General features: G+C 64.2%; 12 protein-coding genes and 2 pseudogenes. 2 read left to right on the top strand and 12 right to left on the bottom strand.

The annotated features are described in order from the left end of the window. Window positions 1–25: 25 nt before the first annotated feature. The 11 genes and pseudogenes from AUC69_RS07780 to coxB all read right to left on the bottom strand — a co-directional run bounded on the left by AUC69_RS07780 (window position 26) and on the right by coxB (window position 9,842). Window positions 26–613 (bottom strand): GNAT family N-acetyltransferase, encoded by a 588-nt coding sequence (locus tag AUC69_RS07780; RefSeq protein WP_069441649.1) that lies wholly within the window; start codon window positions 611–613, stop codon window positions 26–28. Window positions 614–629: 16 nt separating this feature from the next. Next, window positions 630–1,907, bottom strand: a complete 1,278-nt coding sequence (locus AUC69_RS07775; RefSeq protein ID WP_069441648.1) for a M16 family metallopeptidase — start codon at window positions 1,905–1,907, stop codon at window positions 630–632. Next, complete coding sequence (gene thrC / locus AUC69_RS07770) at window positions 1,904–3,325, bottom strand: threonine synthase (protein WP_069441647.1); 1,422 nt, start codon at window positions 3,323–3,325, stop codon at window positions 1,904–1,906. Before thrC ends, AUC69_RS07775 begins: the two co-directional genes overlap by 4 nt. 86 nt (window positions 3,326–3,411) lie before the next feature. Next, window positions 3,412–4,139, bottom strand: a pseudogene (locus tag AUC69_RS07765) (SURF1 family protein). A gap of 11 nt (window positions 4,140–4,150) precedes the next feature. Next, window positions 4,151–4,537, bottom strand: coding sequence for a DUF983 domain-containing protein (locus AUC69_RS07760; protein ID WP_069441678.1), 387 nt, complete (start codon window positions 4,535–4,537; stop codon window positions 4,151–4,153). Window positions 4,538–4,609: 72 nt separating this feature from the next. Continuing rightward, window positions 4,610–5,500: a cytochrome c oxidase subunit 3 gene (locus AUC69_RS07755; RefSeq protein WP_069441646.1), complete on the bottom strand. Its 891-nt coding sequence runs from the start codon at window positions 5,498–5,500 to the stop codon at window positions 4,610–4,612. A gap of 59 nt (window positions 5,501–5,559) precedes the next feature. Further along, on the bottom strand, window positions 5,560–6,156 hold the full coding sequence (locus AUC69_RS07750) for a cytochrome c oxidase assembly protein (RefSeq protein ID WP_069441645.1): 597 nt from the start codon (window positions 6,154–6,156) through the stop codon (window positions 5,560–5,562). 12 nt (window positions 6,157–6,168) lie between these two features. Continuing rightward, complete coding sequence (locus AUC69_RS17770; RefSeq protein WP_193427412.1) at window positions 6,169–6,312, bottom strand: hypothetical protein; 144 nt, start codon at window positions 6,310–6,312, stop codon at window positions 6,169–6,171. Next, a complete protein-coding gene (gene cyoE / locus AUC69_RS07745; RefSeq protein ID WP_069441644.1) occupies window positions 6,312–7,268 on the bottom strand; it encodes a heme o synthase in 957 nt (318 codons plus the stop codon). Before cyoE ends, AUC69_RS17770 begins: the two co-directional genes overlap by 1 nt. Window positions 7,269–7,321: 53 nt before the next feature. Further along, a complete protein-coding gene (gene ctaD, locus AUC69_RS07740) occupies window positions 7,322–8,926 on the bottom strand; it encodes a cytochrome c oxidase subunit I (protein ID WP_069441643.1) in 1,605 nt (534 codons plus the stop codon). 76 nt (window positions 8,927–9,002) lie between these two features. Beyond that, the gene (coxB, locus tag AUC69_RS07735) at window positions 9,003–9,842 is read right to left on the bottom strand and encodes a cytochrome c oxidase subunit II (protein WP_069441642.1); all 840 of its coding nucleotides are present in this window, start codon (window positions 9,840–9,842) and stop codon (window positions 9,003–9,005) included. A gap of 471 nt (window positions 9,843–10,313) precedes the next feature. Between coxB and AUC69_RS07730 the strand changes: the two genes are divergently transcribed. Then, window positions 10,314–10,901 (top strand): invasion associated locus B family protein, encoded by a 588-nt coding sequence (locus AUC69_RS07730; protein WP_342018556.1) that lies wholly within the window; start codon window positions 10,314–10,316, stop codon window positions 10,899–10,901. A gap of 194 nt (window positions 10,902–11,095) precedes the next feature. Here AUC69_RS07730 and AUC69_RS07725 read toward each other — a convergent pair whose 3' ends face one another. After that, window positions 11,096–11,389, bottom strand: a complete 294-nt coding sequence (locus tag AUC69_RS07725; RefSeq protein ID WP_204377286.1) for a winged helix-turn-helix transcriptional regulator — start codon at window positions 11,387–11,389, stop codon at window positions 11,096–11,098. A gap of 191 nt (window positions 11,390–11,580) precedes the next feature. Between AUC69_RS07725 and AUC69_RS07720 the strand changes: the two are divergent. Beyond that, window positions 11,581–12,673: pseudogene (locus AUC69_RS07720) on the top strand (alkene reductase). The last annotated feature ends 76 nt before the right edge of the window (window positions 12,674–12,749 follow it).

The following is a 12,749-nucleotide window of genomic DNA, read 5'->3' as shown; positions in this document are numbered from 1 at the left end:
CCCCCGTTCCTGTCCCAGTGCAGCCTTAGCTGCGCATGTCGGAGTCAAGCAGCGCATAGAGCAGGTGATCCTGCCATGCTCCGTTGATCCGTAAATAACGGCGCGCGAGACCCTCGCGCTTGAATCCTGTCTTTTCCAAAAGCTTGATCGAGGCCGCGTTGGTCGGCAGACACGCCGCCTCCAGCCGATGCAGCTCCAGCGAATCGAACACGAATGGAACGACGGCGCGGACAGCGGCCGTCATGTAGCCCTGCTGCGCGTGGTTGGCGCCAATCCAATAGCCGAGCGTGCAGGACTGGGTGACGCCGCGACGCACATTGCAAAGCGTCAGGCCGCCAACCAGCGCATTGGTGGCGGTGGCGTAGATAAACAGGGCGTAACCGACGTCTTCGCGCAGATCGCGCAGATAGTGGCGCACGCGCCGCCGGAACGACGCGCGCGACAGCTCGTCCGGCGCCCAGAGCGGCTCCCACGGCATCAGGAACTCGCGGCTCGACGCTCTCAGCTCTGCCCAAGCGGGATAGTCCGACATCTGCGGGGTGCGCAGCATGACGCGGTCGGACTCGATGACCGGCCCAAAGTCACTTGGGGAGGTAGCTCGCAGCAGCGCCATCGATTAAGCACCCTCTTCAGGCGGCCTTGCTTGCCGAAACAGTGAATTTTGCCGCCACAGCATCGAATCTCGCAACATTAACAATGGGTCCGGCCGTGGCAAGGCTGAGCGGCGAGACCAGTACGCGCTCCAGCATGGCTTGCAGGGCGTCGACCTCGACCGCCTCGACTTTTTCGATCAGCTCCTTGGTCGGCAGGACCCGGTCGTGAATCAGGATTTGCCGGGCGAGCTGCTCCGCGGCGCAGGAGCTCTCGAGACCGGTCAGAAGCCCCATCTTGAGCTGGGCCTTCACCCGGTCGATCTCGGCGGCTTCGAAGCCGTGCTCCGCGGCGCGCTCCAGCTCATGGCGGATCACCGTGAACAGCTCATCCGCCCGGTCCGGGGCGCCGGCCGCATGGATCACGAACATGCCGCTGTCGGTAAGTCCGGTGGAGAAGGCGTAGATGGCGTAGCAGAGGCCGCGGCGCTCGCGCACCTCTTGGAAGAGCCGCGAAGACATGCCGCCGCCCAGCGCGCCGGCCAGGATCTGCGCCGGGAAATAGTCCGGATGCTGGTAAGCCGGTGCCTCGAAACCGAGCACCAGATGGGTCTGCTCGAAGGGCTTTTCGGACCGCAAGGTGCCACCCGCATAGACGGCTCTTTGGGGGCGCGGCGGCGTGTTCTCCGGCAGCGCCGAAAGGCGCCGCTCGGCCTCGGCGACCAGCGCCGCGTGATCGACGGCGCCGGCGGCGGCGAGCACCATGTTAGGCGCGTGATAGTGAGCGGCGAGATAGGCGGCGAGATCGTCACGGCCGAAGCGGCTGACACTCTCCACCGAGCCGAGGATGGTCCGGCCGCAAGGCTGATTGGGATAGGCCGCCTCGGAGACGAGGTCGTAGACGATGTCCTCCGGCGAATCCAAGGTCGCGGCGATCTCCTGGAGGATCACGCCGCGCTCGCGGGCCATTTCGGTCGGGTCGAAAAGCGGCGCCAGCAAGATGTCGCTCAGAATATCGAGGGCGAGCGGCATGTCCTTCCGCATCACCTGCGCGTAGTAGGCGGTCGCGTCGACCGACGTCTCGGCCGTGATGTCGCCACCAACCGCCTCGATCTCCTCGGCGATGTCGCGGGCGCTGCGCCGGGTCGTACCCTTGAAGGCCATGTGCTCGAGAAAATGCGCCACGCCGTGCTCGTGGAAGCGCTCGCTTGCGGCTGCCGGCGCGATCCAGATGCCGAGCGACACGGTCTCGACCTCGGACATGGCATGGCTGACGACCGTCAAGCCATTGGCCAGCTTTGACCGCTCGATGCTCACGCGCCCGCCTCCGCTCGGACCGGTTCGGCGCGGCTGTGGCCGACGATGAACTCGGCGACGGCGGCAACATCGCTGGGTAGCACGGTGCAGCGCTTCGTGCTGGCCAAGGCGAAGCCGCAAGCGCTCGGGCTGCTCGGGCACGCGCCCCGTCGCCCGCTCGACGCATCCGGGAACTTGGCCGGATGCGCGGTCGACAGCACGACCATCGGGGTGATGCCGCGATCGCTCTCCTGAGCCGAAGCGGCGACGCCGACGGCGGTGTGGGGATCGATCAGCATACCCGTCTCTTCGAAAACCCCCCGAATGGTCATCTCCGTCTCGTGCTCGCCAACCGAATGCGCCCCGAACAGGTCGCGCAACTGACCGAGTTCCCCTTGGCTCAAGCGGAACGCGCCGGTCGCGCGCAGCTCGTCCATCCAAACCCTGACGCGGACGGCGTCCCTGCCGGCAAGCTCGAACAAGAGGCGCTCGAAATTGCTCGCAAGCTGGATGTCCATGCTCGGGCTTGAAGTGGCAACCACGCCTTGCGGCTCGTAAATCCCCGACGCAAATGCGCGGGGTAAACTGTCGTTGAGGTTCGTGGCGATAACGAGGCGCGAGACCGGCAAGCCCATCGCGCGGGCCGCGTAACCTGCGAAAATATCACCAAAATTTCCGGTGGGCACGGTGAACGCCACCGGCCGGTGGGGGGCGCCCAGGCTCACGGCGGCGGTGAAGTAATAGGGCACTTGCGCAAGGATCCGCCCGAAATTGATCGAGTTGATGCCCGTCAGCCCGAGCCGGCCGCATAAGGGCCGGTCAGCGAACAGCGCCTTCACGATCGCCTGGCAATCGTCGAAGGTGCCCTCCACGGCGATGTTGTGGACGTTGGCCTCCGTGGCCGTGGTCATCTGCCGCCGCTGGACGTCGCTTATGCGGCCCTTGGGGTGGAGGATGAAGACATCGATGGCGTCCAGCCCGCGAAAGGCCTCGATGGCCGCGGCGCCGGTATCGCCGGACGTGGCGCCGACCACCGTGGCGTGCCCGCCGCGGCGCAGCAGGGCGCGGTTCATGAACCGCGATACGACCTGCATGGCCAAGTCCTTGAACGCGAGCGTGGGGCCGTGGAACAACTCTAGGATGAACGCATTGGGGCCGATCTGGCTTAGGGGCGCCACCGCCGGATGGTGGAAAGCGTCATAGGCCTCGGCGAGCACCGATTGCAGGTCGTCCTGGCACGGATCGCCCGCGAGAAAGGGGCTCATGATAAGATCGGCCGCGTCGGCGTAGTCGAGGCCGGCCAGCGCGGCGATCTCGTCCGGCTCCAGGCGCGGCCAGGCCTCGGGCATGAACAGCCCGCCATCGGGGGCGAGCGCGGCCAGGAGCGCATCCTCAAAGGAGAGCGCCGGCGCCTCACCGCGCGTGGAAATGAACTTCAAGATCTGCCTCTCGCCGGAAATGGGACTTTTCCGGGCTGACCCTAGCCGTCAGAGGGCCCTCGGGCAATAAGGCCCAGACGGGCTCGTTAAGACCGCCGGCCCCGATAGGCGCCCCACACATAGACCCCATAGATCACCACCAGGCACAGCGCCAGGCCGAACCAAGTGATGGCATATTGCAGGTGGTTGTTATCGAGCTTGAGCCGGGTCTGGCCGCTTCCGGCCAGCCGCCAGGCACGTCGCTCGCGCCTGCCTCCAGGAAGAAGGGCGCCACCTGGACCGTGCCGCCGGGGAACATGGACCGCGCCATGGCCGGCAGGTCCCGGCTGAACCATTGATTGGCCTTGTCGTCGTTGTCGGGGATGAAGACGCTCTGCTCTTCGGGCGTGCGCACGAGCCCGGTAACGGTCACCACCTCCTCGATCTGGCCGAGGCGGCGGCTGGACGGATCGCGCAAGGCGTCCGGCACGAAGCCCCGATCCACCAGCACGAAGATCCCGTCGACGGTCTCGAGCGGCGTGATGACGTGCCACCCCGGCTCGCCTTCGAGCGACAAGGTATAGAGATAGCGCTCGCGGCTGTGATGGAACCGCCCTTCGGCGCGGACGGGATAATAGGCGGTGTTGCCGCCCTCGCGGGTGAGAGCGATCGCCTGTTGCAGGCTCATGGGCTTGCGCTCGGTCCGCGCTTCGATGCGGGAGATGATCCCTTCTTTCCACTCCAGGCGTTGGAGTTGCCACACGCCTAGGCCGATCAGAAGCGCCAGGCCCAGGAGGGTGGCGATGGTGAGTTTCAAAAGTCCGCTGGTTTGCATGATTTGCGCCTCTATTCCGAGGCGAGTTTGCCTTCTTCGGCCTTGTGCCTGAACTGGAGCGCAATCAGCACCCCTTTGAAGGACCGAAGCAGGAGCAAAGGCAGGGCGAGCGCAAGACTGCCCCAGATCAGAGCATGCAGCCAATAAGGCGGCTGGTAGTAGACCTCCACCAGGAGCGCGGCGCCGACGATGACGAAGCCGGTGATCAAAATGACCGAGACCGCGGGCCCGTCGCCGGATTCGGCGAAATCGTAGTCGAGGCCGCAAACATTGCACCGGGGCGCAACAGTGAGATAGCCGGCGAACAGCTTGCCCTTGTGACAGGCGGGGCAACGACCGGTCAGCCCGGCCCACAGTGTGGAGCCCATCGGCGGCGGCGCGGTTCTCGTCTCGTCCATGAAAAGGTCCAAACCAAAATGAAAAGGGGGCGGCCGCTCGACCGCCCCCCTTAATATAGGTGCATCAGGCCGCTAGTGGGCTGGATAGTTCGTGCCCGCGCCCCACACATAGATGCAGGAGAACAGGAACAGCCACACCACGTCGACGAAATGCCAGTACCACGCGGCGGCCTCGAAGCCGAAATGCTGCTTGGGCGTGAAATGGCCCTGCAGCGCCCGGAACAGGCACACGATCAGGAAGATCGTGCCGACTATCACATGGAAGCCGTGGAAGCCGGTGGCCATGAAGAAGGTCGAGCCGTAGATGTGGTTGGAGAAGCCAAAGCCCGCATGCATGTACTCATAAGCCTGGAGGCTGGTGAACAGCACGCCGAGAAGGATGGTGCAGGCGAGCGCCCAGGTGAGCCCCTTGCGATCGTTATGCAGCATCGCATGATGCGCCCAGGTCGCCGTGGTGCCCGAGGTGAGCAGGATCAGCGTGTTGACGAAGGGCAGGCTCCACGGATTGAAGGTGTGCCCGAAATAGCCGAGGCCCGCCACGCCGGTCTCATCGCTCGGGATCGGCGGCCACTGACCGCCGAGCACCTCGGTGCGGGCGTAGGTGACCGCGTCGTCCGGGAACAGGGCGACATCGAAATAGGCCCAAAACCAGGCGACGAAGAACATCACCTCAGAGGCGATGAACAGGATCATGCCGTAGCGCAGATGGAGCTGCACGACAGGCGTCTCGTGACCCTCATGGGCCTCCAAGATGACGTCGCGCCACCAGCCGAACATGGTTAGGACGACCAGCGCCAGTCCGGGAAGGACGTACCAAAGTTGCGGATCGCCAGCCTTCTTCGACATGAAATACATGAGGAGGCCGATCGCCAGCGTGAAGCCCCCAAGCGCGCCGACAAGCGGCCACGGGCTCGGATTGACCAGATGATAGTCGTGTTGCGGTTTAGCGTGGGCTTGGGCCATCGTTGCGTTCCCCTTCCTCCCCAGTGTCTCTCGACGGCGCCTCTCCCGCGCCGCTTGGCTTACGATCCCGAGTTCTGCCCCGCCGGCGCCGCGGCGACGTCCGGCTGGTCGTCGTTACGATAGAACGTATAGGACAGAGTGATCTCGGAAATGTTCTTGGTCGTGTCGTCGTCGACGATCTTGGGATCGACGAAGAAAGTCACCGGCATCTCGACGCTTTGGCCGGCGGCGAGCGTCTGCTTGGTGAAGCAGAAGCACTCGATCTTGGTGAAGTAGCGCCCGGCGGATTCCGGCGCGACGTTGAAGCCGGCGGTTCCGGTCACGGGCTTGTCGGTATTGTTGTGCGCCCGGAAGAAGGCCAGCGAGCTCTCGCCGATCTTGACGTCCATGACACGCTGCACCGGCGCGAAGGTCCACGGCAGATCGCGGTCCACATTGGCGTCGAAGCGGATGGTGATGGTGCGGTCCAGCACCTCGCCCGGCGCCGCCTCGGCCTTTTGCGTCGCGCCGCCATAGCCGGTGGTCTGGCAAAACATTTGATAGAGCGGCACGGCGGCGAAGGACAGGCCGACCATGCCGGCCACGAGCCCGCTCAGCGCCAGGGCGATGATGCCCTTGCGGTCGCGCCTCTCCGTCTGTGTGGTCTTGTCGCTCATGCCGCGCGCCGCCTAGAGGGCTCTAACGGCAACATTGCCGCCAAGTCTGACAATGGTGACGATGAAGAACAGAACGACGAGTGCAAACAGGATCCCAGCGATGGCCAAAGACCTCCTGCGCTGACGGCGTTTGCGTTCGGCTTCCGCATCATCCATCACAAGCTCCAGCTAAGCGGCGACACGCCGCCGGTCGCGCCGAAGCCCTGCTCGACAAGGAGCACGGCGAAAAGCAGAAAGAGATACAGCACCGAGAAGGCGAACAGATTCTTGGCCGCCCGCTCGGCCGCCTCCCCTTCCCGCGTGCGGTAGCAATCCACGGCGAAGACGACGAACAGCGCGCCGAGGATCGCGGCGACGACGCTGTAGAGCATACCACCAAAGCCGAGAACCGTGGGCGCCATGCCGAGCGGCGCCAGGATGAGGCTATAGATGAGGATTTGCCGCCGGGTCTCGTCGCCGCCATGGGTGACCGGCAGCATGGGCACGCCGGCGCGCTCGTAGTCGCGCGCGCGGATGAGGGCCAGCGCCCAGAAATGCGGCGGGGTCCAAATGAAGATGATGAGGAACAGCACGAAAGGCTCAAGGCTCACCGAGCCGGTGGCCGCGGCCCAGCCGATCATCGGCGGCACGGCGCCGGCGGCGCCGCCAATAACGATATTCTGCGGCGTCGAGCGCTTCAGCCACATCGTGTAGACGAAGAGGTAGAAGCCGATGGTGAGAGCGAGCAGTCCGGCGGCGACCCAGTTCGCCATCAGGCCGAGACAAAGCACCGAACCCACGGCGAGCACAGAGCCGAAGGCAAGCGCTTCCTGCGGGGTCACCGCGCCTTGCGGCACCGGCCGGGAGGCGGTGCGGGCCATGCGCGCGTCGATGTCGGCGTCGTACCACATGTTCAGGGCGCCGGACGCGCCGGCGCCGACGGCAATGCAAGCGAGCGCGGCGATAGCCAGCACCGGATGCATGGAGCCCGGCGCCGCCACGAGGCCGACCAGCGCCGTGAACACGACCAGGAACATAACCCGGGGCTTGAGCAGCGCCGCATAGTCGGCGACATCGCCGCCATTGGGGGCGGCGACTTCACCGGGAACTGCTTGGACCGTGGTGTCGGACATCAGCCTACTCACTTAAGGCGCTTCACTAGGCCGCGAACAACCACCATCTCGCATCACTTGATGCGCGGAAGCGTCTCGAAGGTATGGAACGGCGGCGGCGAAGACACCGTCCATTCGAGCGTGGTGGCGCCGACGCCCCACGGGTTGGCAGCCGCCTTCTGCTTCTTGGCGAACATGTAGGCGATCGAGAACAGGAAGACCAAGAGTCCCGCGAAGCCGACATAGGCGCCGACTGAGGAGACCATGTTCCAGCCCGCATAGGCATCCGGATAGTCGGCGTAGCGGCGCGGCATGCCGGCAAGGCCGAGGAAATGCTGCGGGAAGAAGGTCAGGTTGGCGCCGATGAACATCAGCCAGAAGTGAAGCTTGCCGAGCGCCTCAGAGTACATGTAGCCCCACATCTTCGGCGCCCAGTAGTACCAGCCGGCGAAGATGGAGAACACGGCGCCGATCGACATCGTGTAGTGGAAATGGGCCACCACGTAATAGGTGTCGTGGAACGAGCGGTCGACACCGGCATTGGACAGCACCACGCCCGTCACACCGCCGATAGTGAACAGGAAGATGAAGCCGAGCGCCCAGAGCATCGGCGTCTTAAACGACAGCGAGCCGCCCCACATGGTGGCGATCCACGAGAAGATTTTGACGCCTGTTGGAACGGCGATGACCATGGTGGCGAACACGAAATAGGCCTGCGTGTTCACCGAGAGACCCGCCGCGTACATGTGGTGGGCCCACACGACGAAGCCGATCACGCCGATGGCGACCATGGCGTAGGCCATGCCGAGATAGCCGAATACGGGCTTCTTGGAGAACGTGGCCACGATCTGGCTGACGATGCCGAAGCCCGGGATGATGAGGATGTACACCTCGGGATGGCCGAAGAACCAGAACAGATGCTGCCACAGCAGCGGATCGCCGCCATGGGCCGAGTCGAAGAACGCGGTGCCGAAATTGCGGTCCGTCAGCAGCATGGTGATGGCGCCGGCCAGAACCGGCAGCGACAGCAGCAGCAGGAAGGCGGTCACCAGCACGGCCCACACGAAGAGGGGCATTTTGTGCAGGGTCATTCCCGGCGCGCGCATGTTGAAGATGGTGGTGATGAAGTTGATGGCGCCAAGGATTGACGACGCACCGGCGAGATGGAGCGCCAGGATGGCGAAGTCCATGGAGATGCCGGGAATACCCTTGGTGGAGAGCGGCGCGTAGATGGTCCAGCCGGCGCCGACGCCGGTGGCGCCGGGAGCGCCCGGCATGAACAGCGAGATGACCAGCAGCGAAAAGGCCATGACCAGCAGCCAGAACGAGATGTTGTTCATGCGCGGGAAGGCCATGTCAGGCGCGCCGATCATCAGCGGCACCATCCAGTTGCCGAAGCCGCCCATGGTCGAGGGCATCACCATGAAGAACACCATGATGAGGCCGTGGGCGGTGACGAAGGCGTTGAAGATTTCAGGGTTGCCGAAGATCTGCATGCCCGGCTGCATCAGCTCGGCGCGCATGGCCATGGACAACAGGCCACCGACCACACCGGCCACCAGGGCCAGGATGAGGTACATCGTGCCGATGTCCTTGTGGTTGGTGGAGAAGAACCAGCGACGAAAGAAAGTCGGATGATCGTCGTGATGGGCGGCTTCTGCCTGGGCGCTGTGTGCCATGACTGTCTTCCCTTATCGCCTTTTCGTTCTTTTCAGACCCGCGGCCGGGCCACCTGTTTCGTTGTTCGCTTCGGCCCTATTCCCGGGCAGAGGCCACTTTGCCCTCGGCATCGATGGCGGCCGATTTGTGCTCGGCGACCCACGCATCGTACTCGTCCTCAGAGACCACGCGAACGGCAATCGGCATAAAGGCGTGATTGCGGCCGCAAAGCTCGGAGCACTGGCCGTAATAGATGCCTTCACGCTCGGCGCGGAACCAGGTCTGCTGGAGACGGCCCGGCACGGCATCGAGCTTCACGCCGAAGGATGGCATCGCCCAGTCGTGGATCACGTCGTTGGACTTGAGGCCGACGATGACGTTCTTGTTCACCGGCACGACCACCTCGTTATCCACGCTGAGAAGACGCGGCTGACCCTCTTTCAGGCTGGCATCCGGCACCATGATCGAATCGAACTTGATGCCCTCGTCGGGATATTCGTAGCTCCAGTACCACTGGTTGCCCGTGGCCGTAATGGTGATGTCGGCCTTGGGGAAGTCGTACTGGGCGAATAGCAGCCGGAACGAAGGAATGGCGATGGCTACCAGGATGAAGATCGGGATCACCGTCCAGGCGACCTCGAGCGCGGTGTTGTGCGAGGTGCGCGAGGGCGTCGGGTTACGCTTCTCGTTGAAGCGGGCCATCACGTAGATCATCAGCAGCAGAACGAACAGCGCGATGAACGTGATGATGATGGTGACGTAGGTATGGAAGTCGTTGATCTGCGTCATGATCGGCGACGCGGCCTTTTGGAAGCCCATCTGCCAGGGCGATGGCTGGCCATCCCCGGCCAATGCAGAGCCGCTCAAGGCAAGACCGCCCGCAGCAAGACCCGCAAGCGCAGCAAGAACCGTCAGCGTCCGGTGGAAGATCGCCATACCTTCACTCCTAAAGCCTGCTCCCTGCCTTTCCCTTCGGCGGGAAGGGTCGGGCTATTGTATTGGGCATGAGCAAATCTGCCCAGGCCGCTCTGTAGCAGGGCCAGCGCGAAGAATATCCGTCGCGATATAAATGCGTCGCCCCCGCTACGTCATTCTTTGGACTTCCGGCCCCCCGTCATGGCGCGGAGACTGGAGGTTCTTTTGTGTTTTTAAAATCATAAAGGATATAGATTGGCAACACTCATGATTCAGCGCGCCGCTGCGGCAAATGCACGCTTGACACCGCGCTTTCAGCCAGTTGCCGCAATGTGTTGCCGGGGCGACCGACATTCGTCAGGCAAGTTGCCGTCGAAATTTGGCCCCAATACTCGGCGATGGCCGTTTTCCATGCTGCGGATCGGCGCTTCACACCGCCGCCCCTCACGATCTAAGACTTCAGAATTCTCTTCGCGCTTGATAAAGGCGGACGTGCCGGTCTTTCAGATGCTGATGGTCCCCCACATGCAAATCCTCGCGCGATCGCTCCCCCTTGCCAGAATCGCCCTGGCGATCGCTTTCCTCGCCGGTCTGACCGGCCAGGCGGTCGCGGAGAACGCCGCGACCGATGTCGCCGCCCCGGGCGCCACCGGGCCTGGCAGCGTGGTGCGCGAGACCCACGGCGCTTGGCAGGTTAGCTGCCGCACGCCGCCGGGCGCCAAGGAAGAGAAATGCGCCCTGGTGCAGAGCGTCACGGCCGAGGATCGGCCGAATGTCGGCCTGACGGTGGTGTTCTACAAGGCGATCGGCGAGAACAAAAAGCTGTTGCGCGTGGTGGTGCCGCTCGGCGTGCTGCTGCCCACCGGGCTTGGCCTCAAGATCGACAACGAGGACGTGGGCAACGCGCCGTTCCTCAAATGCGGCAAGCGCGGCTGCGTGGCCGAGGTGGTGCTCCAGGAAGAGGTCATCGGCAAGCTGAAGAAGGGTGAGAACGCCATGTTCATCATCTTCGACACGCCGGAGGCGGGATCGGCATCCCGGTCAGCTTGCAGGGCTTCTCGGACGCTTTCGCCGGCCTGAAATAGCGGCTACCTCCTTTCGCGCATAAAAAAATCGGCGACAGAAAAGGAGAAATCTGCCGCCGATTACATCCGTCTTGGGGGACGGACTAACGTCCCATTCCGTGCAGGGTCGCGGAAAGGACGATGACTTGATGAGTATATGGCGAACGCGGGGGACGTTTCAAGATTGTGGCGCTTTCGCCACGGAGTCCGTTACGCCCCCGCGGTTTTCGACCAATCCTCCAGGCTTTCCGCCCAGTCCTTGAGACTCGCCAGAATTCCCAGGGCCGAGCGGCCGAATTCGGTCACCTCGTAGGTGACGGCGATCGGCTTGGTGCTGAGCACCTCGCGGCGCACCAGATTGGCCTGTTCGAGCTCTTTCAGGCGCTCGGTGATCATCTTCTTACTGGCGCCATCGAGCTGGCGTGCCAACGCGTTGAAGCGCACCGGGCCGTCCCTGAGGTGCCACAGGATCGAGCCCGTCCATTTGCCGCCGAGGATCCGCATCCCGCGTTCCACGGGGCACGGGCCCGGGCATGTCGCGGCTGCCTCGCGGCCTGTGCTGTCGCTGCTCCCGGTGAGGGCCATGCCCCGCCTCCTAGTGGTTACGAAAAGTATACTGGTTGAATATGGAAACCTGACATGCCACGTCAAGCGGCGACATTCCGAATGAACACTACAAAATGGAGACGGCAGCGATGCAAGCGAAGCTCTTCACGCCTTTGACCCTCGGCGACCTGACATTGCCCAATCGCGTCGTGATGGCGCCGCTCACGCGCAACCGGGCAAATCCCGACGGCGACGTGCCCTACGCCATCCATGCCGAATATTACGCGCAGCGTGCCTCGGCCGGCTTGATCATCACCGAGGCCACGCAGATCACCCCGGAAGGCAAGGGCTATATCCAGACCCCCGGCATCCATAGCGGCGCGCAGGTCGCCGGCTGGCGCCAGGTGACGCAAGCGGTCCACGCCAAAGGCGGGCGCATCTTCCTCCAACTCTGGCATGTGGGCCGCATCAGCCATGTGTCGCTCCAGCCCGACGGCCAGGCGCCGGTCGCCCCCTCGCCCATCGCCGCCGAGGCCCAGACCTTCGTCGCCTCGGGCTTCGCCGACGTATCGCCGCCGCGGGCGCTCGAGACCGCGGAGATCCCGAGGCTGTTGGAGGACTACCGCAAGGCCACCGAGAACGCCCGCGCGGCGGGCTTCGACGGGGTCGAGCTCCATGCGGCGAACGGCTATCTGCTGGACCAGTTCCTGCGCGACGGCACCAACAAGCGCACCGATGCTTACGGCGGCAGCCTAGAGAACCGCACGCGGCTCCTGGCCGAAGTGCTCGCGGTCATCACCAAGATCTATCCGCCGAAGCGGGTGGGCGTCCGGTTCAGCCCGTTCTCTGGCTTCAACGACATCGCCGACAGCGATCCCATGGCCACATTCGCCGCGGCCATCGCCCGGGCCAACGAAGCGGGCCTCGGCTATCTGCATCTGGTGGAGGGGGAGATGGGGCAGTCCCGCGATCTGCCGCCGGAAGCCGACATCGCCAAGCTACGGGCGGCTTGACGGCGCCTACATGGCCAATAACGGCTACGACCGGGAGACGGCCATCGAGGCCGTGGAGTCCGGCGCCGCCGATCTCATCGCCTTCGGGCGCCCCTTCATCGCCAATCCCGATCTGGTGGAGCGCCTGGAGAAGAACGCCCCCCTCAACGAGCCGGACCAGAGCACGTTCTACGGCGGGGACGAGCACGGCTACACCGACTATCCGACGCTCGCCGAAGCGGCCGCCTGAGCGGCGTGCTCCCCCTCGCCCAGGACCGTCCACAATTTCGACCCCGTCGGGGGTACACTGCGAACGGGACTGGGCG

It is taken from the genome of Methyloceanibacter superfactus, assembly GCF_001723305.1.
Lineage (GTDB): Bacteria > Pseudomonadota > Alphaproteobacteria > Rhizobiales > Methyloligellaceae > Methyloceanibacter > Methyloceanibacter superfactus.
Note: the sequence above shows the minus strand (reverse complement) of the source record. Positions and strands in the feature narration are given on the sequence as shown.